Below are 23429 nucleotides of genomic sequence, written 5' to 3' on the forward strand. Positions count from 1 at the left end.
AACGGACGGAGTGCGGCGCGGCGGATTGAGCTGCGCGGGTGACAGCCGTTCGGCTCCCGGGCGTGGCGCGGAAGGGCGGCAGCCGGTAGTGCCGGTGCGAACCTGAGGCGGGATCAGCGCGGGATGGCGGGCGAGTACTCGGGGTCGGTCCAGGTCAGCGGGGTGGCGTCGGCGAGTTCGACCACGCCGGTGACGGCCAGCTCGACCATCCGCTCGGCGCCGGGGGCGGCCTGCCGGGCCTCCTGCGACCAGTCGGTGCGGGCCTCACCGGTGACCAGCAGTGCCCCGCCGGTCTCCCAGTCGGGCAGCAGCAGGCCGGCCCGCGGGTCCAGCTCCAGGTTACCGAGGGTCATGAACATGCTGTTGCCGGGGTACTCCGGCCAGCGCAGCCGGTCCGGGGCCACCGCCTCCAGGAAGCCGGGGAAGCCGCCGCGGTGGGAGGCGTCGACGCTGCCGTCCGGCCCGGTGGTGGCGATGAAGAAGGTGTCCGAGGTGGCCGCGAGGAGGCGCTGTGCGGTGGTCAGCCGCGGGCCCGCGGCGACCGTCCGGGGCGGGCCCGCGGCCGGGCGGTCCAGCGGGGTGCGGCGCTGGATGTACTTCGGGCAGTTGGAGACCACCTCGTCGGCGCCGACCAGCAGCCCGCCCCGGCCGTCCGGGACGGAGCCGCCGTTGAGCCGCATCCGGCGCCGGCCGGCCGGGTCCAGGGCGATGGTGCCGACCCGGGCCGGTCGGTCCAGGGCCTCGGCCAGCGGGTCGGCCTCGGCCGGACGGGCGGCGACCGACATCGTCCGCTCGTCCGCCGCCCGCAGGAAGCCGGCCGGGCCGGCCAGCTGGGTGGCCCAGACCCGGCCGTCCGGGTCGGCGGCGCCGACGACCAGCATCCGCCGCTCGGTCAGGAAGCGGGCGGCGACCGCCGGGATGGTGCTGCGGATCGACCGCCCGGCGTGGTCGGCCCGCTCGGTCCGGCCGGCCCGGGCCTGGGCGGCCCGCTCGCCGGCGTGGTACGGCGTGCTGATGGTGGTCATGGTCGGCTCCTCCCGGGGGCTGGTCGGACTCGGTCGGACAGTGGTGGTCTAGAAGAAGCCGCAGGTCGGGGCGCCGGCGGTGGGTGCGGCGGCCTCGGTCTCGTCCACGCCGGTGCGGGTGTAGACCTCCAGCCGGATGCCGTCCGGGTCGGTGAAGAAGATGCCGCCGGAGGCCGAGCCCTCGTTGTGCGGGACGACGCCGTCGTAGGCGAACTCGGCGCCGAGTTCGCGCAGCAGCCGTTCGGTGGCGCGGACCTCGTCGAGGCTCTCGACCTCGAAGGAGAGGTGGTGCAGGCCGGGGTTCGCGGTGGCGAAGGTGCCGGCGCTCTGCTGCCAGAGGGTCACCACCAGGCGGCCGTCACGGCCGAGCAGGGCGAAGCGGCGCTCGGGGTCGGTGCCCTCGTGGGTGACCTGGAGGCCGAGGACCGCGCGGTAGAAGTCGATCGAGCGGGCCAGGTCGGTGACGTTCAGGCCCACGTGGCCGGTCTGCAGGGTGCGGAGCAGGGTGGTGCTGGACATGCCTGGTCACTCCCGGAGGCTGGGGCTTCCGGCGGGGCTCATGCCTAACCGGTATTCATGAGAGTAGGAGTTAGGTGATGATCCGTCAACCGGTGCGTGGTGTTGAAGTGGTTAGGCCTGTGGGGGCGGGAAAGCGAAAAACCCGCCGGACCTGACGGTCCGACGGGGCTCGGGAAGGCGGAAGGTGGGGGCTTGGAGGTGGGGGCTTGGAGGTGGGCCGGGCTACGCCCACTCCCACCGGATGCCGATGTGGCCCGGCTGCTGGTCCGGGGCCAGGACGTGGGCGCTCGCCGAGGCGCCGATCCACAGCTGCTCGCGGCGGTGGTCGACGTCGGCGCCCGGCTCGCGGTCGTAGCGCTCGCAGTGCGCCGGGACGGCGGCCGGGTCGAAGTGCACCTGGAGCACGTACTCGCGCACCTGGGTGGCGAAGCGGCGGCTGTACTCCAGCGTCGGGCCGCCGGGTGGGATCTCCACCTCGTACTCGAAGACCGTGCTGTCGCCGAGGCCGAGCGGGCGGTCCAGCATCAGCTCGGCGACGGTCAGCCCGACCTCCGGGCGGCGGCGGACCCGGCCCAGCCGGCCGTGCCGCACCGAGGTGATCTCCGGGCAGCCGGTGGCCTCCTCGTCGGCCTTGTGCACGACCAGGCAGCGGCCGACGCCGCCGACGGTGGCGCGCACCACCTGGCGCATCCGCAGCAGGTTGGCCCGCCGCTCGGCGTCCACGTAGTACGAGTCGTGGATGCTCAGGCGCTCCAGTTCGCCGGCGGGCGGGGCGTCCAGCTCGGCGAAGATCGAGGAGATCTCCTGCTCGCCCGGCCAGACGTCCTCCAGCCCGAGGTGCAGGGTGTTGGCCGTGGCGGCCCAGCGGCCGCGCGGGCGGGGCGGGCCGAGCAGCGAGGAGAGCGCGCTGTGCGGCAGCCCGAGCAGCTCTTCCAGCAGGTGGACGGCGCGCAGCGAGCTGGCCCGCTCGGGCTGGCTGCGGCCGCGTCGCCAGTAACTCAGCGTCGTGACGCTGACTCTGACGCCGCGTTGGGCGAGGGCTGCGCGGATCCGGTCCAGGCTGAGGCCGCTGGCCTCGATGGCCAGGTGCAGGGTGTCCGCGAAGCCGCCGACCGGGGCGAGCCGGCCGGGGGACGGCGTCGGCGGCACGGCCGGCGTCGGCGTGGTGGCCGGCGTCGGTGGCGCGGTCGGCGCGGGTGCGGGCGGCTCGGGGCGCTCTGCGTGCGACCCGACCAGCCGCAGCCGCGCGGCGTCCTGAGGTTGCTGTGCGGCCATACGGTGACCCTCCCCACCAGGTGAGTTCGGTGGGACCGGACCGACGCCGGGGCGCGCCGCCAGCGACTTCACCGAGCTTTGGGGAACCCTATGCACGGTCGAGAGGCTACGTCATCAGTCGTGCGTATGACAGTGGTCACGGCAGGTCAACCGGATGGTTATCGATCTTGAAACAGTCCGGAAACACGGCGCTTACCGGGGCCCGGCCCCGGGGCCGAGGCGGGGCCTGCCGGCCGGACGTGACACCGCCGGGGCGGGCCCTCTCGGCGCCGCCCCGGCGGGGGTATCGATGTGGTGCTCGGCGCGACCCGGGGTTACCGAGCGCTACCGGTGGGTGATCAGCTGATGTTCAGCGCGACGTCGTCCAGCACGAAGCTGGTCTGCTGGGAGGAGTCCTCGGTGCCGGTGAACGTGATGGTCACGGTCTGGCCGGCGAAGGAGGTCAGGTCCAGGGTGCGCTGCACGTAGCCGGCGGCGGCGTTCGCGTTGGAGTACGTCGCCAGCGTGGTGCTGTTGGCCTGGACGGTCAGCTTGTCGTACGCGGTGGAGCCGGTCTCCGCGGTGTCGATGTGCAGCCAGAAGGTCAGCTTCGCGGAGGCGCAGCCGGCCGGGATCGAGACGGTCTGCGACACGGTGTCGGTGTGGGACGAGCCGTAGCCGTCCATCCAGGCCTTCCAGCTGCCCGCGTGGGCGGCCTGGGAGGAGCTGTTGTCGACCACGCCGCTGGAGGTGGTCCACGGGGCGGCGGTGCCGGTCTCGAAGCCGCCGTTGCCGACCAGCTGGGTGGCGGTGCAGCCGCCGGGCGGGGTGGTGGTGCCGCCGCCGCCGAGCAGGGCGGTGGTCAGCGCGTCGGCGACCGGGGAGCCCCAGCCGGTGACCTGGTCGTAGCCGGCCTTGGCGGGGAAGTCCTGGTTGGAGCCGGTGGACACGTCGTGGAAGACGCTGCCGGAGCTGCTGCTGTTCGCGACCGTGTACAGCCGCGGGCTCGCCTCGCCGAGGGCCGGCTGCCCGGCGGCCTTGGCCTTCTGGTTGAACTGGGCCGCGTAGCCCGACCAGAGCGGCGCGGCCGCGCTGGTGCCGCCGTAGACCTGCCAGCCGCCGGCCGTGTAGATCGCGAAGCCGCTCTGCGGGTCGGCGTTGGACGCGACGTCCGGGACGGTGCGCATGGTGCCGCTGACGCCGGTGCCGGTCTGCCAGCTCGGCTTGCTGAACACGGTGGAGACGCCGCCGCCGGCGGTGCTCCAGGCGCTCTCCGAGGAGTAGGTGTTGCTGCTGCTCACCTTGAGGTTGGTGCCGCCGACACCGGTCTGGTGCGGGCTGGACGCCGGGAAGTCGACCGCCTTGACGGTCGAGCCGCTGGTGGAGCGGGTGCAGTCGCGCGAGCCGTCGTCACCGGAGGCGGAGAAGATCGAGATGCCCTGGGCGGCGGCCTGCTTGAAGGCGTTGTCGACGGCCGTCATCGAGGCGGCGGTGGTGTCCGGCTCGCAGGAGCCCCAGGAGATCGAGATGACCGAGGCGCGGTTGTCGGCCACGATCTTGTTGGCCATGTCGATCTCGCCCTGGTCGCTGTTCGGGGCCTCGTAGACCAGCTGGGTGGCCTTGGGCGCCGCGCCGCGGACGATCTCGCTGTCCAGCTCGACCTCGCCCTGGCCCTGGCCGGGCTTCGAGTCGTAGTTGGCGCCGTCGACCGAGACCGTGGAGACGGCCGGGCCGGTCAGGCCGTACTGCGAGTCGTAGGTGGTCAGGTTGGTCTTGCTGTAGCCGTCGAACTCCCAGAGGGCGACGGTCGTGCCGGTGCCGTCGGCGCCGGTCTTGTTCAGGTTGTACGCGCCGGTGTACTGCGCCGGGGCCATGCCGTTCGGGGTGGCGGTGGCGGCGTTCGGGGCGATCGCGTTCGGCGTGGCCAGGCGGTTCTTGCGCACCGCGTGGTTGTCCAGGCCGCTGACGCCCTGTACCACGCCGGCCAGGTCGGCCGGGATCGAGGCGGCGGCGTCGTTGGCGAAGAAGGCGCGCTGCAGCTGCGGGTCGACGTAGGAGCTCTCGTGCGTGCCGAAGGCCTGCGAGACCTGCGCGGCGGTGCCGTGGGCGTTGACGACCTGGCGGTTGGCGCTGACGTCGGAGACGGTCAGGCCCTGGGCGGCCAGGTAGGTCTTGACCTGGGCGACGTCGGCCTGGGTCGGGCCGAACTGGGCGGTGAACTGCTCCGGCGTCAGGTACTTGCCGAACTCCGGGGTTCCCGGGGTGGCCACCGCGGTGAGGAAGCGGTCCAGGGCGTCGGCGTTGCGCAGCTTCAGGCTGACGGCCACCGAGATCTGCTGCTCGGCCGGGACGTCGCCCTTCTTGTCCGAGTGGGCCACCGCCGGGTTGACGGTGTTCGGCAGGGCGACGCGCGGGGCGGCGTTGGGGGTGGCGGCCTGCGCGGCGGAGACGCCGAGCGAGACGGCGGTCAGCGGAAGCACGGCTATCGCGGCGGCGAGAGCAAGGGAACGGGGGCGCAACGGATCCTCCTCTGGCCGGCTGTGGGGGCCGGCAAGGGGCCAGGCGTTCCGGGGTCGAGAACGCTGGCTCGAACATGACAGAACCGGTGTGCGAAGTGGTTCATGATCAAGCAATTCGTTGCTAAAAAACAGTCAAGTGTGGAGGGCCGGAAACTCCGGGAGTCCATACAGTGAATGACCGGAATTCACGGGACGGTCCATACCAATTCCCGGTGCACGGCACGGACGTAGAATCGGGTGGAGCCGAGGGAGAACGATGACTGACGTGATGGCAGACCCGAGGGACCCGCGACCGCTGATCGGCGAGCCGCTCGCGCTCGACCTGCTCAACACGCGCTGGGCCGGGATACCCGTCAACGACCTGCTCGCCGGGGTCGAAGGGTACGGGATCTGGCTCTCCTCCGCCGGACTGGGCGGCCGCTGCGAGGCCGACGACGCGGGCCTGGCGGCGATCCGGCAGGCCCGCGAGGCGATCCTGGTGGCAGCCCAGGACGCCCGTGAGCAAGGCGAGTTGAGCACCGGGGCGCGGGACGGGCTGGACGCGGTGCTGGCGCACGGGCGGATCCGGCGGACGGCCGGACCGGGCGGGGCCGAGGACCGGGTCGAGGCCGACCGGCCGGAGTGGCTGGCGCCCTGGCTGGCCGCGGACGACTTCCTCACGCTGCTCGGGCAGGGGGCGCCGCGGGTGAAGCAGTGCGCGCACGAGGCGTGCATTCTGCATTTCTTCGACGCCTCGCAGAACGGGCGTCGGCGGTGGTGCCGGATGGCGGTGTGCGGGAATCGCGCGAAGGCGGCGCGGCACTATGTGAAGGCCCGGGGTTAACGGACGACCGAACGAATGGTCGGGGCGGCGGGGTTCGGGCGGCGGGGCCCCGGCGTTCGAACGGCGTGGTCCGGGCGGGCGCGCGGAGGAAGGTGCGCGCCCGCCCGGACCGGGGGTCAGGCCGGGGTGCCGAGCCAGGTGGTGAGGGCGGCGCGCAGTTCGCCCTGGCCGGGGTCGACGGCGCCCCAGGCGACGTAGCCGTCCGGGCGGATCAGCAGGACGGTGTCGCGCAGCTTGCCGTGCGGGTCGGCGGGGGCGGCGGAGACCATGCGGTCGGCCCAGGGCTCGGCGGCGGCCAGCTCGTCGTTGCTGACCAGGACGAACCTTCCGGCGCGCAGCGCCTCGTAGAGCCGCTCGGGCGCGGCCGGGCCGCCCTCGACGGGCTGGCTGAGGGCGGTCAGCCGCAGGTCCGGGACGCGCTTGCCGACCTGCGGGTGGGCGTCCTTGGGCGCGGGGTAGGAGATGCCGATGCCGGAGACCAGCCGGGCGCCGCGCTCGCTGACCAGGTCGAGGTGGCCGCCCAGCGCGGTGAGCGCCCCGCGCAGGGCGCGGGTGGGGGCGGACTCGGCGAGGGCGAGCCGGATCAGCGCGCCGGAGGTGCGCAGGACCGTCTTGCCGACCGGGTGCCGCTCGGTCTGGTAGGTGTCCAGCAGGGCGTCGGTGGCCTGCCCGCGGAGGGCGGCGGCGAGCTTCCAGGAGAGGTTGGCGGCGTCCTGGAGGCCGGTGTTCATGCCCTGGCCGCCGGCCGGGGAGTGGCAGTGGGCGGCGTCGCCGGCCAGGAAGACCCGGCCGGAGCGGTAGTTGGGGGCCTGGCGCTCGTCGCTGTGGAAGGTCGAGCTCCAGCGCACGTCCTGCAGGCCGTAGTCCTCGCCGAGGATGGCCCGGGCGAGGGCGGTGAGCTGCTCGGACGTGGGGGCGGTGCCGTCCGGGAAGCGCTCGTTGCGGTCCCAGGCGATCATCCGGAACCAGCCGTCGCCGAACGGGGCGAGGAAGGCGAATCCGGTCTCGTTGGCGCCGACGGTGATCGCCTCGGCGGGTTCGCGGTCCAGCCGGACGTCGGCCAGCACCACGGAGTCGACCACCGATTCGCCGGGGAACGGGATGCCGAGCAGGTCGCGGACAGCGGAGTGGACGCCGTCGGTGCCGACCGCGTACGCGGCGCGGTGGGTCCGGCCGTCGGCGGTCTCCAGGGTCACGCCGTCGGCGTCCTGGCGCAGTCCGGTGACCTCGGCGCCGCGCAGCAGCGTGGCACCGGCCTTCTCCGCGCGCTCCAGGAGCAGCCGTTCGACGTTGTACTGCGGGGTGATCAGGACGAACGGGAAGCGGGTCTGCAGCGAGCCGAGGTCGACGGTGAAGCGGTCGAACATCTTCAGCGAGCCGAGCGGGCGGCCGGTGGCGATGAGGTCCTCGGCGAGGCCCCGGGCGTCCAGCAGCTCCAGGCTGCGGGCGTGCACGGCGAAGGCCCGGGTGAGGTTGGACTCGGCGGCCCGCTTCTCCAGCACGGTGACGCCGACGCCGGCGGCGGCGAGGTCGCCGGCGAGCAGCAGCCCGGTGGGTCCGGCACCGACGATCAGGACGTCGGTTTCGGTCGTCGGCTTCACGGCCATGTATCAGCTCCCGTTGTTCGGAGGGCGGTTGGACGCCGTTCCCGGCGTTCTCCCAGCCTCCATCATCGCTGGCCCGGCGGGAGCTGTGAACCGCCGGGCCCCGGCGGTGGGTGACCGCCGGGGCCCGGCGGGTGCCGGTGCGAACGCTCAGCTGTGCCGGCGGATCTCCACCGTGCGGAACCGGTTGGCGACGAACGCGCCGTCGCAGTAGGCGGAGTTGGCGGCCGGGTTGGCGCCGGTGCCGTGCAGGTCGGAGAAGGCGGCGGTCTGGTTGGGGTAGACGCCGCCGGTCAGGTTGAGGGAGAGCGAGACACCGGAGTCCAGCGCGGCCTCGACCAGCAGCGCCTCCACCTCGGGGGAGGTGGTGTAGCCGGAGGCCGTCATGGCGCCCTTCTCGCGGACGGTGGTGCGCAGCAGTTCGATGCCGGCGGCGGTGGACTCGACGGCGACCGCGAAGGAGACCGGGCCGAAGCACTCGCTGCGGAAGACCGAGCGGTCGTCCGGCTTGTCGGCGTTCAGCTTGACCAGGGCGGGGGTGCGGACGGTCGCGCCGGGGAACTCCGGCGAGGTCACCGCGCGCGGGGCGAGGGCGAGCTCGCCGTACTCGCCGCCGGCCGCGGCGGCCGAGCGCTGCAGCACGCCCGGGTTGACCACGGCGCCGAGGATGGCGGCGGCGCGGGCGTCGTCGGAGAGCAGGCCCTCGATCGCGCCGGCCAGGTCGGCGACCACCTCGTCGTAGGTCTTGTCGCCCTGGTCGGTGCCGATGCCACCGCGCGGGATCAGGACGTTCTGCGGGGTGGTGCACATCTGGCCGCTGTAGAGCGAGAGCGCGAAGGCCAGGTTGCCCAGCATGCCCTTGTAGTCGTCGGTGGAGTCGATGACGACCGCGTTGACGCCGGCCTTCTCGGTGTACACCTGGGCCTGCTTGGCGTTCTCCTCCAGCCAGTCGCCGAAGGTGGTCGAGCCGGTGTAGTCGATCATCTTGATCTCGGGGCGGACCGCGAGGGTCGCGGCGACGGTGCCGCCCTCGTGCTCGGCGGCCAGGCAGACCAGGTTGGGGTCGAAGCCGGCCTCGGCGAGCACCTCGCGGGCGGTCCGGACGGTCAGCGCGAGCGGCAGCACGGCCCGCGGGTGCGGCTTGACCAGCACCGGGTTGCCGGTGGCCAGCGAGGCGAACAGGCCGGGGTAGCCGTTCCAGGTGGGGAAGGTGTTGCAGCCGATCAGCAGCGCGAGGCCGCGCGGGACGACGGTGAACTCCTTGGTCATCACCAGCGGCTCGCGCTTGCCCTGGGGCTTGGTCCAGCCGGCCTGCCGGGGCAGCCGGGTCTGCTCGGCGTACGCGTAGGTGACGGCCTCCAGACCGCGGTCCTGGGCGTGCGGGCCGCCGGCCTGGAAGGCCATGCCGTAGGCCTGGCCGGTGGTGTGCATGACGGCCTGGGCGAACTCGTGGGAGCGGGCGTTGATCCGGTGCAGGATCTCCAGGCAGACGGCGGCGCGCTCCAGCGGGGAGGCGGCGGCCCAGCCGGGGCGGGCCGCGGAGAGCGCGGCGATCAGCCCGTCCGGGTCGGCGTGCGGGTAGGTGATGCCCAGCTCGACGCCGTACGGGGAGGCCTCGCCGCCGACCTGGTCGCCGTCGGTGGGGTGGCCCTCGAGGGCGAAGGGCTTGCCGAGCAGGGCGTCGAAGGCGGCCTTGCCGTCCGCCGGGCCGCTCTCGCCGTACGCCTTCGGGAACTCGGGGTAGGGCGACCAGTAGTCGCGCTTGGCGGCGGCGGTGAGCGCGGCGTCCAGGGTGGCCTGGTGGCGCTCGACCAGCTCGCTGACGAGGGGGTGGGTGACCGCTGCGGACATCTGTGCGCTCCTCAGAGGGGAGGACGGGACACGTCACAGAGTAACCGAACGATCGGTCGGCTCAAGAGGGTGCAGCGGTGGGAATCCGCCGGAACGGACGGAGGGCGCGTCCGTGGCGGACGCGCCCTCCGTGGGCCCGGACGAACCGGCCTGTCGGTCGGGGCCGGTTTACGGCACACCCAGCTCGAACAGCACGTACCCCCCGTACCAGCCCGAAGCGATCGCGCCGGTACCCAGCACGGCGGCCAGCACCGGCCAGCTCAGCTTGCGCATCCCGATCGCCGGCGCGACGAACAGCGGGAACGCGGGCAGCAGGTAGCGCGAGGTGTTGCCGAAGATGCCGAGGCTGCCCAGCACCGAGACGATCGTGGCCACCGTGTAGGCGGTCACCACCAGCGGCGGGCGCAGCCGGATCATCAACACGATCAGCACCGGCAGGCTGAGCACGATCAGGGTCGCCAGCAGATCCGGCACCGGGAACGCGAACGGGTAGTCGCCGCGGCCCAGCAGCACGCCGCGGATCGCGTGCCAGGTGCCCTGGCCCCCGTCGAAGTAGTGCAGCCAGGCGTCGTGCTGCAGCCGGAAGTACCCGCCCCACTCGCCCATCCGCCAGCCCACCCAGCCGACGTAGCCGAGCAGACCGAGCGGGGCCAGCAGCATCGCGGCCAGCGGGCGCAGCACACCGCTCTCCCGCCGGTACAGCTCGACCAGCGCCGCCAGGCCCACCGCGCCGATCAGCGCCGCCGCGGTCGGCCGGTTCAGCCCCGCGACCAGGGTGACCACCCCGGCCGTGACCCACTGCTTGGTCATCACGAAGTAGCAGGCCCAGGCGGCCAGCGCGACGAACGTGGAGTCCGAGTACACCGCCCACTCGGCCCCCGAGCCCGGGGCGATCGCCCAGATCCCGGCCGCGATCACGCCCGCCCGGACGTCCCCGGACAGCTTCTCCACCACGGCGTAGATCCCGGCGGCGGCGAACAGCGAGGCCACCACCGACACCAGCATCCCGGCGCCGTACAGGCCGAGGCCGGTGACGTCCGAGGTCAGCCGCATCAGGCCCGGGTAGAGCGGGAAGAAGGCGGCCGAGTTCTGCTCGACGTTGAAGCCCTCGGGCCCCGGGATCGCGACCAGCGCCGGGTGGTAGCCGAACTGGGCCACCTGCTGGTACCACCAGCCGTCCCAGCTGGCCAGCACGTCCCACGGGTTGGCGCCGCCGCCGAACCGGGCGGGCTTCTTGGCGTAGTCACCGGCGAAGGAGAGCAGCTTCATGAACACGGTGAAGCCGATCAGCTTCAGCACCGCGTAGCACCACACGGCCGGGCCGAAGCGGATCACCAGGGCGCGGCCGCGCTCCTGCCAGGTGCGCGGGTCCTCCGGCTCCCCGCTGCGCTGCTCGGGCACGTCGGAGGCGACTGCCGGTATTACGTTCATCAGCCGTGGACCCCAGCCTGCTGGACGTGGACGGATCGTCCGCAGAGTCTAGGGCCTGCCTTCGAACCCCCGCCTGCGTGGCGACGCTCCCCCAACCTTCGGCCGGGGCCGGTGCGGAGCGGGACGACCCGATCGCGTACCGCGCGGGGCGGCCGGGGATACTCGGAGGATGGCCGATCACACCACGCGCACCGCCTACACCGTGGAGTCACTGCTCGCGGTGACCGTCGACGTCTTCAACGAGCGCGGTTACGACGGCACCTCGATGGAGGACCTGTCCCGGGCGGCCGGGATCTCCAAGTCCTCCATCTACCACCACGTCCGCGGCAAGGAGGAGCTGCTGCGGCTGGCCGTCGGGCGGGCGCTGGACGGGCTGTTCGCGATCCTGGCCGAGCCGGCGGCGGTCGAGGGCCCGGCGGTGGAGCGGCTGGAGCACGTGGTGCGGCGCACCGCCGAGGTGCTGCTGGCGGAGCTGCCGTACGTGACGCTGCTGCTGCGGGTGCGCGGCAACACGGCCACCGAGCTGTGGGCGCTGGAGCGGCGGCGGGACTTCGACCACCAGGTCGCGGAGCTGCTGCGGGCGGCGGTCGCGAACGGCTCGCTGCGCGCGGACGTGGAGCCGCGGCTGGCCACCCGGCTGCTGTTCGGGATGATCAACTCGATCGTGGAGTGGTACCGGCCGGGGCTGAAGTCCGCCGACGGGGTCGCGGACGCGGTGGTGCACCTGGCCTTCGACGGGCTGCGGGCGCGGTAGCCCCTGCCCCCCGACCTCGGCCCCTACCCCTGCCCACGCTCCAGCTCCCCGCCCCAGCCCCCGCCCGCGAGCCGAAGGGGCGCGCCGGTGCCGAAAGGGAGAAGCGAGGAAGCCCTGAGGAACGAAGGGCATTGGAGCGCCGACCGTCGGCACCGGGCCCGAGCGCCCCGGAGGCGAGTGGGCGCAGAAATCAGAGCGCCGGATCCGGGGGGACCTGGTCGGTCTCCTCGAAGACCAGCATGGTGCGGGTGCCGAGCACCTGGGGGATGGACTGGATGCGGTTGAGCACGAGCTCCCGCAGGGCCCGGTTGTCGGCGGTGTGCACCAGCAGCAGGACGTCGAAGTCCCCGCCGACCAGCGCGATGTGTGCCACCCCGGGCAGCTCCAGCAGCTGCTCGCGGACCGTGCGCCAGGAGTTCTGGACGATCTTCAGGGTGAGGTACGCGGACGCGGCCTGGCCGGCCCGTTCGTGGTCCACCCTGGCCGTGAAGCCGCGAATGATGCCGTCCTCGACCATCCTGGAGATCCGGGCGTACGCATTGGCCCGGGACACGTGCACCCGCTCGGCCACCGAGCGGATCGAGGCGCGACCGTCCTGCTGCAGTAGCCGCAGGATCGACCGGTCGACCCGGTCGAGCCTGGACATCTGTTCAGCCGACATGACCCCCCACCCTCACCGTTTGGACGTACTGCCACCAGTCGACCGCCACTCAGGCCGAATGTCCACCACCTTGTCACGCTTCTGGTCAAGATGAACAGACGACCGAACAATCGGTAGGGAGCCCCGCAACCCCCGGAGGTGCCCCGAGATGACCGTTCTCGACCACAGACACCACACAGGCGTGCCCGGCTGGTCGCCCGGGGCCACCGCCCCGCGCACCGACCCGGCCCCCCTACTCCCGGACCTCTCCCCCGTCCGGGTGCTCGGCACCCCCGCGCTGGAGAAGTACGAGCCGGCGCTGCTGCGCGAGCTCTACCGACGTCTGGTCGTCGGCCGCCGCTACAACCAGCAGGCGACCACCCTGACCAAGCAGGGCCGTCTCGCCGTCTACCCGGCGTCCACCGGCCAGGAGGCCTGCCAGGTCGCCGCCGCGCTGGTGCTCGGCGAGCGCGACTGGCTGTTCCCCAGCTACCGCGACACCCTCGCCGTGGTCTCCCGGGGCGTCGACCCGCTGGAGGCGCTGACCCTGCTGCGCGGCAACGCCCACACCGGCTACGACCCGCGCGCCACCCGCACCGCCCCGCTCTGCACCCCGCTCGCCACCCAGGCCCCGCACGCCGTCGGGCTGGCGCACGCCGCCCGGCTGAGTGGCGAGCCGGCCGTCGCGCTGGCGATGCTCGGCGACGGCGGCACCAGCGAGGGCGACTTCCACGAGGCGCTGAACTTCGCGGCCGTGCTCAACGCGCCGGTGGTCTTCCTGGTGCAGAACAACGGCTACGCGATCTCCGTCCCGCTCAGCGCGCAGTCCGCCGCGCCCAGCCTGGCCCACAAGGCCGTCGGCTACGGCATGCCGGGCCGGCTGGTGGACGGCAACGACGCCCCTGCCGTGCACTCCGTGCTGGCCGAGGCCGTCGAGCGGGCCCGCACCGGCGGCGGCCCGACCCTGGTCGAGGCGCTGACCTACCGGATCGAGGCGCACACCAACGCCGACGACGCCACCCGCTACCGCACCGAGCCCGAGGTCGCCGCCTGGCGGGAGCACGACCCGATCCTGCTGATGGAGCGCGCGCTGCGCGAACTCGGCGCACTGGACGACCGGCTGGTGCAGGACGCGGCGGACGAGGCGGAGGCCCTGGCGGCCCGGATGCGGGCCGAGTTCCACGCGGACCCGGAACTCGACCCGATGTCGCTGTTCGCCCACGTCTACGCCGAGCCGACCCCGCAGCTGCGGGAGCAGGCCGCCCAGTTGTCCGCCGAGCTGGCCGCCGAGGCCGAGGTGCAGCACTGATGTCCACAGCTGTCTCTTCCCGTACCGCCTCCATGGCGCAGGCGCTGAACTCCGCGCTGCGGGACGCCATGCGCGAGGACCCGGCGGTGCACGTCCTCGGCGAGGACGTCGGCGCGCTCGGCGGCGTCTTCCGGATCACCGACGGCCTGACCGCCGAGTTCGGCCCGGACCGCTGCCTGGACACCCCGCTGGCCGAGGCCGGCATCCTCGGCACCGCGATCGGCATGGCGATGTACGGGCTGCGCCCGGTGGTCGAGATGCAGTTCGACGCCTTCGCCTACCCGGCGCTGGAGCAGCTGTTCTCGCACGTCGCCAAGATGCGCAACCGCACGGCGGGCCGGCTCCCGCTGCCGATCACCGTCCGCGTCCCGTACGGCGGCGGCATCGGCGGGGTCGAGCACCACAGCGACGCCTCCGAGGCGTACTACACCAGCACCCCCGGCCTGCACGTGGTCACGCCCGCGACGGTGGCCGACGCGTACGGGCTGCTGCGCGCCTCGATCGCCTCCGACGACCCGGTGATCTTCCTGGAGCCCAAGCGGCTCTACTGGGGCAAGACCGAGTTCGACCCGGCGGCGCCGGTCGAACCGGTCGGCCGAGCAGTGCTGCGGCGCACCGGGACGTCCGCCGTGCTGATCACCTACGGACCCTCGCTGCCGGTCTGCCTGGAGGCGGCCGAGACGGCGAAGGCCGAGGGCTGGGACCTCGCGGTGCTCGACCTGCGCACCCTGGTGCCGTTCGACGACGAGACGGTCTGCCGGGTGGTGCGCTCGATCGGCCGGGCCGTGGTGGTGCACGAGGCGAGCGGCTTCGGCGGCACCGGCGCGGAGATCGCCGCGCGGGTCACCGAGCGCTGCTTCCACCACCTGGCCGCGCCCGTGCTGCGGGTCACCGGCTTCGACATCCCGTACCCGCCGCCGATGCTGGAGCACCACCACCTGCCCGGGGTGGACCGGATCCTGGACGCGGTCGCCCGGCTGCAGTGGGAGGACTGAGCATGATGCCCGTCGTGCGGGAGTTCCGGTTGCCCGACCTCGGTGAGGGACTCACCGGGGCCGAGGTGGTGCGCTGGATGGTCGAGGTCGGCGAGGTCATCGCGGTCGACCAGCCGGTGGTGGAGGTGGAGACCGCCAAGGCCGTGGTGGAGGTGCCCTGCCCGTACGGCGGGGTGGTCACCGCGCGGTACGGCGAGGAGGGCGAGGAGATCGCCGTGGGCGCGCCGCTGGTGACGGTCGCGGTGGCGTCGGCGGGCGGGGACTCGGAGGTGCCTGCTGTCGAGTCGCCTGCCAGGTCGACTGCCGGGTCCTCCGCCGGGTCCTCAGCCGGGCTTTCCGCCGAGGTCGAGCGGCCGCTGGTCGGGTACGGCGTCGCGGAGACCGGGAAGGGCGGTCGCCGGCGCCGGGTCGGCGTGGGTTCGGCGGTAGCCGCTCCGGTTGCTCCCGTTGCTCCCGTTGCTCCGGCTGCTCCGGTTGCTCCGGTCGTGGTCGCGGCGGTCCCCGCCGGTCCGGTCGTGGTGCCGGTGATCTCGCCGCTGGTGCGGCGGCTGGCCCGGGAGCAGGGGGTCGACCTGGCCGCGCTCACCGGGAGCGGGCCGGACGGGCTGATCATGCGGGCGGACGTCGAACGGGCGGTCGCCGCCAAGGTGGCCGCGCCGGCGGCTCCCGCCGCGGTGCTCCCGGCGGCCGTCCAGGAGGGTGTCGTCCCGCTGCGCGGGCTGCGCAAGGCGGTGGCCGAGAAGCTCAGCCGCAGCCACCGGGAGATCCCGGCCGCGACCTGCTGGGTGGACGCCGATGCCACCGAACTGATGGCACTGCGGCGGCAGTTGAACGCGACGCCGGGACCGAAGGTGAGCGTGCTGGCGCTGCTGGCGCGGATCTGCACGGTCGCGCTGGCGCGCTTCCCCGAACTCAACTCCTCGGTGACCGAGGACGGTTCGCGGATCGTCCGGCACTCGGCGGTGCACCTGGGCTTCGCCGCGCAGGGCGAGCGCGGCCTGGTCGTCCCGGTGGTGCGGGACGCGCAGGCCCGCAGCACCGAGCAACTCGGCGAGGAGCTGGGCCGGTTGACCGAGGCGGCGCGCAGTGGCTCGGCCACGCTGGCCGAACTGACCGGCGGTACCTTCACGTTGAACAACTACGGGGTGTTCGGCGTGGACGGCTCCACCCCGATCCTCAACCACCCCGAGGCGGCGATGCTCGGGGTCGGCCGGATCGTCGCCAAGCCCTGGGTCCACAACGGGGAGTTGGCGGTGCGCGAGGTGACGCAGCTGTCGTTCACCTTCGACCACCGGGTCTGCGACGGCGGAACGGCGGGCGGCTTCCTGCGGTTCGTCGCCGACTGCGTGGAGCAGCCGGGGATGCTACTGCGGCAGCTCTGAGGGCGCCCGCCGCGAGCAGACGGCGGTTGCCCAGGGTGGACGGGGGGCCACCCAGGGCAACCGCGATCGAGTGAGAGTAGCGCGTTCCCGGACCGGGTGTCCGGGCTTCGCGTGATTTGTCGGATGAGCAGTTCGGGCGTGCCACGCTGCCTAGGCGTCAGCAGAGACAAGCCAGGTGGTGGCGCAGGCCGGCCGGAGGCGAAACGATTCTCTTGGGTACTCGAAACGTAGCGGTGAAGTCCCGCAGAACACTTCTGGTCCGCACCGGGCACGGCTCGGCGGGGGTCGCCTCCGTCCCGGGCCTGCCGGAGCTCCCGCCCGAGGGAGTGATGGTGACGGAGGCGCCGTCGACGGAGGGGACCGTACGGCCGCCGATGCCGCTGGACCCGCCGGACCTGCCGCCGGTGGCGGAACCGGTGGGAAACCTGGAGGCCGTCCGCCCGCTGAACCCGGCGATCCCGGCCATGCCATCCGTGCCGCCGGCCGTCCCGTTCGAACCGTCGGCCGTCCCGGCGCCGACCTACCCGGAGGCGGTCTCGACCACCGGCACCTCGCCCGCCTTCCGTCCGCTGTTCGCCGATGCGCCCGGGCTCAACTGGTCTGGTCCGGGCGATAGTTGGAGCGACGCCTGGGGGGCGGTACCGGTGTCCGCCGAGCCCCGCCCGCCCGCCGTCCCCGCCCTTGAGCACTCCGTCCCCGCCGTGGAAGTCCCCGCCGTCGAACTGCCGCTCACCGCCCGGGACATCGAGCTGATCAGGGCCAGCCTCGCCGCCGTCGAGCCGGTCGCCGACCGGGCCACCGCGCACTTCTACGCGCTGCTCTTCCTGCACCACCCCGAGGTCCGCTCGCTCTTCCCCGCCGCCATGGACGTCCAGCGCGACCGGCTGTTCCGTGCCCTGCTGGCCGCCGCGCGCGGCGCCGAGGACCCGGTGGCCCTACGCGCCAGGCTGGGCGGGCTCGGCCGTGGCCACCGCCGGTACGGCACGCTGACCGGCCACTACGCCCCGGTGGGGGAGTGCCTGGTGCAGGCGCTGGCCCGGTACGCGGGCGGCCGCTGGGACGCCGACACCGAGCTGGCCTGGCGCCGCGCCTACCGGCTGATCTCCTCGATCATGATCGAGGCCGCCGACGAGGCCGCCCGCACCTCGCCGCCCTGGTGGCAGGGCGAGGTGGTCCGGCACGAGCGCCGCACCCGGGACGTCGCGGTGATCACCGTGCGCCCGGACCAGGCGTACCCGTTCCGCGCCGGGCAGTACACCAGCCTGGAGACGCCCTGGTGGCCACGGGTCTGGCGGCACTACTCCTTCGCCTCCGCCCCCCGCCCGGACGGGCTGCTGACCTTCCACGTCAAGGCCGTCCAGGCGGGCTGGGTGAGCAACGCGCTGGTCCACCGGGCCGCGCCCGGGGACGTCCTGCGGCTGGGACCGGCGGCCGGCTCGATGACCGTCGACCACACCGCCGGCGCGGACCTGCTCTGCCTCGGCGGCGGCACCGGCATCGCGCCGATCCGCGCACTGGTCGAGGAGGTCGCCGAGCGCGGCGCGTCCGGCCGCCGGGTCGAGGTGTTCTACGGCGCCCGCCGCGCCGCCGAGCTGTACGAGCTGGACGGGCTGCGCGAGCTGGCCCGGGCCCACCCCTGGCTGACGGTGCGCCCGGTGCTGTCCGGCACCGGCCCGGCCGAGGGCGCGCTGACCGGTGAACTGCCCGAGGTGGTGAGCCGGTTCGGCCCGTGGACGGGCCGGGACGCGCTGCTCAGCGGACCGCCCGCGATGGTGCGCCGGGGCGTCGGGGTGCTGCTGCGGTCGGGCGTGCCGGCCGAGCGGATCCGGCACGACCTGGTCGGCGACCTGGCGGCGGGCTGAGGACCCGGGTGATCACCCGAGATCGGGTGCGAGGAGCGCGCGGATGCCCTCGATGTTGGCCGCCAGGTACGACCGCAGCCGGGGTGGGACGACGTTGACCGAGGTGACTCCCTCGCGGGTGAACGGCAGCCGGACCACCTCGTACTCGCCGTTCGGCTCCGTCACCTCCGGCCCGTGCCGCCGGCTGAGGTCCATCGAGGCGAGCCGGCAGACGAAGAAGTGCTGCACCTTGACCCCGTGCGGGTGCAGGAGCGTGCCGTCGTCGTGGTGGGTGTGGCTGATGGTGTCGACGAAGGCGGGCACCACGTCCACGATCTTGCCGCCGAGTTCCTCGTCCACCTCGCGGTGCAGCGCCTCGACCACCGTCCGGTCGCCGCGCTCGACCCCGCCGCCGGGGGTGATCCAGTACGGGTGCGGCGCGCCCGGCCGGACCCGCCGGATCAGCACGATCGAGGCCGGGCCGTACGGATCGTCCGGGTCCAGCTCCAGCAGGATCGCCCGCGCGGTGCGCTTCACGACCGGGCGCGGTGGCGGGGTGCGGTTCTCGGGGTCCATGGCCACCTCCGGGGCAGGAGCGTTGTGCGGAAGTCTCCCGCGCCGGGAATGCGTCGAAACCCGGGGAATGGGTCGAAACGCCGTCGCGAAACCGTCGTAAAACCGTCGAACCGTGTCCGGCCGCCATCGGACCCGGCGTACCGGCCGTCCGGGCAGAACGAGAGGTACTGGCGCCATGCAGCACAGCACAGTCCAGGGTCACCTGGTGATGAACCTCGTGGTCTCGCACGAGCTCTCCGTCCGCATCCCGGCGGAGGTGACGTACCGGGCCGACGATCCGTACGCGGTCCGGTTCGCCTTCCACCTGCCCGGTGACGCGCCGGTCACCTGGTTCTTCGCGCGGGAGCTGCTGCTCGACGGGATCGGCGGCCCGGCGGGCGATGGCGACGTGCACGTCCACCCGGTCGGCGAGGAGCTCTCGGAGGTCCGCATCGTGCTGAGCTCCCCCCACGGCGAGGCGGTGCTGCGGACCCCGTCGGCGCCGCTGACCGCCTTCCTGGCGCGCACCGACCGGCTGGTGCCGATGGGGCAGGAGCTCACCGGGCGGGAGCTCGACGCCGAGCTCGCGGAGATCCTCAGAGGGCGCGAGAACGCGGGGTGAGCGGCCGAGGGTGCGGTCGCCGCAACGACGGAGGGGCCCGTACCCGGTCGGTCCACCGGGTGCGGGCCCCTCGCGCGTACGCGCACGACGGCGGTCAGTCGTCGTCCAGGGCCAGGTGCAGGCCCCAGGCCACCAGGCTGATGATCAGCGAACCGACCAGTGCGGCCCCGAAGTTGGTCACATGGAAGTCCAGCTCCAGCCGCCCTGACGCCCACGAGGTCAGCATCAGCATCAGAGCGTTGATCACGAAGGTGATCAGGCCCAGCGTGAGGATGAACAGCGGGAACGAGAACAGCTTGACCACCGGCTTGATCAGCCAGTTGACGACGCCGAAAACGACGGCGACGCCGAGCACCGTGAGTGCCTTGTGCTGCCAGTCGGCCTTGCCCTGGGCGAGTTGGATGCCGCTGACGATCCAGGCGGCGACCCAGATGGCCGCCGCGTTGATCAGTGTCTTGATGACGAAACCCTTCATGCCGCCCAAGCCTGGCAGGCACCACCCTCCCGGGGGAACCACCCCACGGCGGGTTGGTGTTGAATGCCCCTGGTTCCGGAGGTGGACGAACGAGGAAGGACGGCGCCGGTGAAGCTGTTCCGGCTGGACGAACTGGACGCCGAACGGGCGGCCAACGACGGCGCGTACCTGCGGTTCCTGCGCGAACCACGGATGTCCGCCGGGCTGTACGCGCTCTCCCCCGGCGACACCGACCCGCAGACCGCGCACGACCAGGACGAGATCTACCAGGTGATCAGCGGCCGGGCCGAGCTGACCGTCGGCACCGAGACCGCGACCGTCGCGCGCGGCACCGTGGCGTACGTCCCGGCCGGCACCCCGCACCGGTTCCACCACATCACCGAGGAACTGCGGGTCCTGGTCGTGTTCTCGCCGCCCGAGGCCTGAACCCCGGGGACTGAACACCGGGGCCTGGGCTTCGGCCCGGCCGTCTAGGGTCGTTCGTATGACCCGCAGCCTCACCGAAGAACTCTGGGCGGCCATCGAGCCGGTCTACGCCGAGATCCTGGCCCACCCCTTCCTCGCCGGCCTCACCGACGGCACCCTGCCGCGCGAGGCCTTCCGCCACTTCGTCGTCCAGGACTCGCACTACCTGCGCGACTACGCCCGCGCCCTCGCCGTCTGCGCCGCCAAGGCGCCCGGCGAGGAGGACGTCCGGGCCTTCGCCGACGACGCGGTCGGCGCGCTGGCCGCCGAGCAGGGCATGCACGCCGAGTTCCTGACCGCCTTCGGCGGCACCGCCGCGCAGGCCGCCGCCGAACCGGTGCTGCCCACCACCCGGGCCTACACCAGTTACCTGCTGGCCACCGTCTACGGCGGCTCCTTCGCCGAGGCCGTCGGCGCGGTACTGCCCTGCTACTGGATCTACGCCCGGGTCGGCGAGGCGCTGCTCGCCCAGGGCTCCCCCGACCCGCTCTACGCCCAGTGGATCGCCACCTACGGCGACGAGGCGTTCCAGTCGGTGGTCCGCCGGGTGCTGGCGCTCACCGACCGGCTCGGCGAGGAGCTCTCCCCGGTCGAACGCCGCAAGGTGGTCGAGCACTTCGTGACCACCTCGCGCTACGAGTGGATGTTCTGGGACGCCGCCTGGCGCGGCGAGCGCTGGCCGGTCTGACCGGCGTCCGACCGGCGTCTGACCGGCCGCCGACCAGCGGCGGACCGGCGGTGGACCGGTTCCCGGCCGGTGCGGCGCGGGCCACCTCGGGGGCCTTCTAGGGGATCTCCCCGGAGGTCGGCGGAGGGTGTCCCCGGGGGTCGGGGTCGGGGTGATCTCGGGGTTCTCTCCGGGCCGTTGGGCCTCGTTCCGGCACTCGGGCCCCCGTACGATCGAAGTATCGAAAGCAAGCGGGATGCGGCACCGGACGGCGGCCGACCCAAGGGGAGAAGAGGAACGGACATGGCTGAGCTCTGGAAGTCGCTGCCCTCGTGGGTGCGCAACATCGTCATCCCGGTGCTGGTCCTGGTGCTGGCCTGGAACGTCGTCGCCTTCGTCTTCGGCGTCGTCGGGGCGCTGCTGAGCATCGCGATCAAGCTGCTGGTGGTGGTCGGCATCGCGGCCGCCGTGGTGATCCTGGTGAAGAAGGCCGCCAAGAGCTGACCCCGCTCCTCCATCGCCGCCCTGAGGCCCGGTCCCCGTCACGGGGAGCCGGGCCTCGGGCGTTCCCCGAGCCGAGGGGATCCGCCGGTGGGCGTGCCCGTCGCTCCGCCCGTGGCGTCACCCGTGGACCCCCTCTGGACCTGCGGCGATCGGCTCGCTACGGTGTTGGGCGTCATGTGCAGGCAACACCGCCTGCGACGCGGGAGCTCGGAGCACCGGGCTGAGAGGACGCTGACCGGACCGTCGACGGACGGACCGACGGCTGCGTCGACCGCAGGAACCTGGACCGGGTAATGCCGGCGTAGGGAGTAGAGGTCAGATGACCACGTTCGAAGCACAGCCGCAGCCTGCCCAGAGCACCCCCAGCAGTGAGCGCACCGGCTACCCGACCCCGGCCTGGCGCAAGGCCTACCGCGAGGGATCCCGCCCCGACCTGCGGGTCCCCTACCGCGAGGTGCGGCTCACCAACGGCAAGGCCGTCCCGCTGTACGACACCTCCGGCCCGTACACCGACGCGTCGTACGAGCCCGACGTCCGACGCGGCCTGCCCGCGCTGCGCGACGCCTGGATCCGCCAGCGCGGCGACGTCGAGGAGTACGACGGCCGCGAGGCGCGCCCCGAGGACGACGGGATCAAGCACACCGCGCCGCGCGGCGGAAACCTGCGCAACCTGGACGCCGTCTTCCCCGGCCGCCCGCGCCGCCCGCTGCGTGGCCGCGGCGGTGCCGCCGTCACCCAACTCGCCTACGCCAAGCGGGGCGTGGTGACCCCCGAGATGGAATACGTGGCACTGCGCGAGGGCCTGGCGCCCGAGTTCGTGCGCGCGGAGGTGGCCCGCGGCCGGGCCGTCATCCCGGTCAACGTGAACCACCCGGAGGTGGAGCCGGCCATCATCGGCACCAACTTCCTGGTGAAGATCAACGCCAACATCGGCAACTCCGCCGTCACCTCCTCGATCGAGGAGGAGGTGGAGAAGATGACCTGGGCCACCCGCTGGGGTGCCGACACCGTCATGGACCTCTCCACCGGCCGCAACATCCACACCACCCGCGAGTGGATCCTGCGCAACTCCCCCGTGCCGATCGGCACCGTGCCGCTCTACCAGGCCCTGGAGAAGGTGGACGGCAAGGCCGAGGAGCTGAGCTGGGAGGTCTACCGGGACACCATCATCGAGCAGTGCGAGCAGGGCGTCGACTACATGACCGTCCACGCCGGCGTGCTGCTGCGCTACGTCCCCCTCACCGCCCGCCGCAAGACCGGCATCGTCTCCCGCGGCGGCTCGATCATGGCCGCCTGGTGCCTGGCGCACCACCAGGAGAACTTCCTCTACACCAACTTCGAGGAACTCTGCGACATCCTCGCCACCTACGACGTCACCTTCTCGCTCGGTGACGGCCTGCGCCCCGGCTCCATCGCCGACGCCAACGACGAGGCGCAGTTCGCCGAGCTGCAGACCCTCGGCGAGCTCGGCCGGATCGCCCGCGAGCGCGACGTCCAGGTCATGATCGAGGGCCCGGGCCACGTCCCGATGCACAAGATCAAGGAGAACATGGATCTCCAGAAGGAGATCTGCGACGAGGCGCCGTTCTACACCCTCGGCCCGCTCACCACCGACGTCGCCCCCGGCTACGACCACATCACCTCCGGCATCGGCGCCGCGATGATCGCCTGGTGGGGCACCGCCATGCTCTGCTACGTCACGCCCAAGGAGCACCTGGGCCTGCCCAACCGGGACGACGTCAAGACCGGCGTGATCACCTACAAGATCGCCGCCCACGCCGCCGACCTGGCCAAGGGCCACCCCGGTGCCCAGGAATGGGACGACGCCCTCTCCGACGCCCGCTTCGAATTCCGCTGGGAGGACCAGTTCAACCTGGCCCTCGACCCGGAGACCGCCCGCGCCTTCCACGACGAGACCCTCCCCGCCGAACCCGCCAAGACGGCCCACTTCTGCTCCATGTGCGGCCCGAAGTTCTGCTCGATGAAGATCAGCAAAACCATCAATGAGAAGTTCGGCAACGGCCAGGCCTCGCCGGAGTACGACGAGACGGCTGTCGAGGGCATGAAGGCCATGTCCGAGGAGTTCAAGGCCCACGGCAACAAGGTCTACCTGCCGATGGCCGACTGACCCAGGACACCTGAGCGCCGCCCCGATCACCTCGGGGCGGCGCTCCGCTGTTTCCGGGGCTGCCTC

Annotated in this window: 21 protein-coding genes; 11 read left to right on the plus strand and 10 right to left on the minus strand. The window is 72.9% G+C overall.

Features of this window, described 5'->3' with window-relative positions:
• Positions 1-113 precede the first annotated feature (113 nt).
• The 4 genes from ACZ52R_RS02670 to ACZ52R_RS02685 all read right to left on the minus strand — a co-directional run bounded on the left by ACZ52R_RS02670 (position 114) and on the right by ACZ52R_RS02685 (position 5317).
• Positions 114-1025 carry a pyridoxamine 5'-phosphate oxidase family protein gene (locus ACZ52R_RS02670; RefSeq protein ID WP_465752534.1) on the minus strand — a complete coding sequence of 304 codons (912 nt, stop codon included), beginning with the start codon at positions 1023-1025 and terminating at the stop codon, positions 114-116.
• Positions 1026-1073: 48 nt separating this feature from the next.
• Positions 1074-1544 (minus strand): VOC family protein, encoded by a 471-nt coding sequence (locus ACZ52R_RS02675; protein ID WP_465752536.1) that lies wholly within the window; start codon positions 1542-1544, stop codon positions 1074-1076.
• A gap of 222 nt (positions 1545-1766) precedes the next feature.
• Positions 1767-2819 (minus strand): XRE family transcriptional regulator, encoded by a 1053-nt coding sequence (locus ACZ52R_RS02680; RefSeq protein WP_360498124.1) that lies wholly within the window; start codon positions 2817-2819, stop codon positions 1767-1769.
• A 338-nt stretch (positions 2820-3157) separates the two neighbouring features.
• Entirely contained in the window at positions 3158-5317 is a 2160-nt protein-coding gene (locus ACZ52R_RS02685) for a S53 family peptidase (RefSeq protein ID WP_465615482.1), read from the minus strand.
• A gap of 256 nt (positions 5318-5573) precedes the next feature.
• Here ACZ52R_RS02685 and ACZ52R_RS02690 point away from each other — a divergent pair, with 256 nt between their 5' ends.
• Positions 5574-6140, plus strand: a complete 567-nt coding sequence (locus ACZ52R_RS02690; RefSeq protein WP_465615484.1) for a CGNR zinc finger domain-containing protein — start codon at positions 5574-5576, stop codon at positions 6138-6140.
• A 116-nt stretch (positions 6141-6256) separates the two neighbouring features.
• Here the strand turns inward: ACZ52R_RS02690 and ACZ52R_RS02695 are convergent, their stop codons facing one another.
• The 3 genes from ACZ52R_RS02695 to ACZ52R_RS02705 form a co-directional block, all read right to left on the minus strand.
• Complete coding sequence (locus ACZ52R_RS02695; protein ID WP_465615486.1) at positions 6257-7747, minus strand: FAD-dependent monooxygenase; 1491 nt, start codon at positions 7745-7747, stop codon at positions 6257-6259.
• A gap of 147 nt (positions 7748-7894) precedes the next feature.
• Positions 7895-9595 carry a phenylacetic acid degradation protein PaaN gene (gene paaN, locus ACZ52R_RS02700; RefSeq protein ID WP_465752538.1) on the minus strand — a complete coding sequence of 567 codons (1701 nt, stop codon included), beginning with the start codon at positions 9593-9595 and terminating at the stop codon, positions 7895-7897.
• A gap of 168 nt (positions 9596-9763) precedes the next feature.
• Positions 9764-11026 (minus strand): hypothetical protein, encoded by a 1263-nt coding sequence (locus tag ACZ52R_RS02705; RefSeq protein ID WP_465752540.1) that lies wholly within the window; start codon positions 11024-11026, stop codon positions 9764-9766.
• Between the two features lie 169 nt (positions 11027-11195).
• Here ACZ52R_RS02705 and ACZ52R_RS02710 point away from each other — a divergent pair, with 169 nt between their 5' ends.
• Positions 11196-11780 (plus strand): TetR/AcrR family transcriptional regulator, encoded by a 585-nt coding sequence (locus ACZ52R_RS02710; RefSeq protein ID WP_465615492.1) that lies wholly within the window; start codon positions 11196-11198, stop codon positions 11778-11780.
• Positions 11781-11970: 190 nt separating this feature from the next.
• Here the strand turns inward: ACZ52R_RS02710 and ACZ52R_RS02715 are convergent, their stop codons facing one another.
• Positions 11971-12441, minus strand: a complete 471-nt coding sequence (locus ACZ52R_RS02715) for an Lrp/AsnC family transcriptional regulator (RefSeq protein ID WP_360498110.1) — start codon at positions 12439-12441, stop codon at positions 11971-11973.
• Positions 12442-12589: 148 nt separating this feature from the next.
• Between ACZ52R_RS02715 and pdhA the strand changes: the two genes are divergently transcribed.
• The 4 genes from pdhA (at position 12590) to ACZ52R_RS02735 (ending at position 17968) form a co-directional block, all read left to right on the plus strand.
• Positions 12590-13729 (plus strand): pyruvate dehydrogenase (acetyl-transferring) E1 component subunit alpha, encoded by a 1140-nt coding sequence (gene pdhA, locus ACZ52R_RS02720; protein WP_360498108.1) that lies wholly within the window; start codon positions 12590-12592, stop codon positions 13727-13729.
• Entirely contained in the window at positions 13729-14724 is a 996-nt protein-coding gene (locus tag ACZ52R_RS02725; RefSeq protein WP_360498106.1) for an alpha-ketoacid dehydrogenase subunit beta, read from the plus strand. Before pdhA ends, ACZ52R_RS02725 begins: the two co-directional genes overlap by 1 nt.
• 5 nt (positions 14725-14729) lie before the next feature.
• Positions 14730-16106, plus strand: coding sequence for a dihydrolipoamide acetyltransferase family protein (locus ACZ52R_RS02730; protein ID WP_465752573.1), 1377 nt, complete (start codon positions 14730-14732; stop codon positions 16104-16106).
• Positions 16107-16339: 233 nt separating this feature from the next.
• Positions 16340-17968 carry a globin domain-containing protein gene (locus tag ACZ52R_RS02735; protein WP_465752542.1) on the plus strand — a complete coding sequence of 543 codons (1629 nt, stop codon included), beginning with the start codon at positions 16340-16342 and terminating at the stop codon, positions 17966-17968.
• Positions 17969-17980: 12 nt separating this feature from the next.
• Here ACZ52R_RS02735 and ACZ52R_RS02740 read toward each other — a convergent pair whose 3' ends face one another.
• Entirely contained in the window at positions 17981-18523 is a 543-nt protein-coding gene (locus tag ACZ52R_RS02740) for an NUDIX domain-containing protein (protein ID WP_465615497.1), read from the minus strand.
• 175 nt (positions 18524-18698) lie between these two features.
• On the opposite strand from ACZ52R_RS02740, the gene ACZ52R_RS02745 reads away from it, so the two are divergent.
• Entirely contained in the window at positions 18699-19124 is a 426-nt protein-coding gene (locus ACZ52R_RS02745; protein WP_465752543.1) for an SsgA family sporulation/cell division regulator, read from the plus strand.
• 94 nt (positions 19125-19218) lie between these two features.
• Here ACZ52R_RS02745 and ACZ52R_RS02750 read toward each other — a convergent pair whose 3' ends face one another.
• Positions 19219-19599, minus strand: a complete 381-nt coding sequence (locus ACZ52R_RS02750; protein WP_465615501.1) for a phage holin family protein — start codon at positions 19597-19599, stop codon at positions 19219-19221.
• 108 nt (positions 19600-19707) lie between these two features.
• Between ACZ52R_RS02750 and ACZ52R_RS02755 the strand changes: the two genes are divergently transcribed.
• From ACZ52R_RS02755 to thiC, 4 genes are all read left to right on the plus strand, one after another.
• Positions 19708-20025, plus strand: coding sequence for a cupin domain-containing protein (locus ACZ52R_RS02755; protein ID WP_360498096.1), 318 nt, complete (start codon positions 19708-19710; stop codon positions 20023-20025).
• Positions 20026-20083: 58 nt separating this feature from the next.
• Complete coding sequence (tenA, locus tag ACZ52R_RS02760; protein WP_465661618.1) at positions 20084-20752, plus strand: thiaminase II; 669 nt, start codon at positions 20084-20086, stop codon at positions 20750-20752.
• A gap of 282 nt (positions 20753-21034) precedes the next feature.
• Positions 21035-21235: a DUF5326 family protein gene (locus ACZ52R_RS02765; RefSeq protein ID WP_360498092.1), complete on the plus strand. Its 201-nt coding sequence runs from the start codon at positions 21035-21037 to the stop codon at positions 21233-21235.
• 319 nt (positions 21236-21554) lie between these two features.
• The gene (thiC, locus tag ACZ52R_RS02770) at positions 21555-23363 is read left to right on the plus strand and encodes a phosphomethylpyrimidine synthase ThiC (protein WP_465752544.1); all 1809 of its coding nucleotides are present in this window, start codon (positions 21555-21557) and stop codon (positions 23361-23363) included.
• Positions 23364-23429: the final 66 nt, after the last annotated feature.

It is taken from the genome of Kitasatospora sp. NPDC034023, from assembly GCF_055575795.1.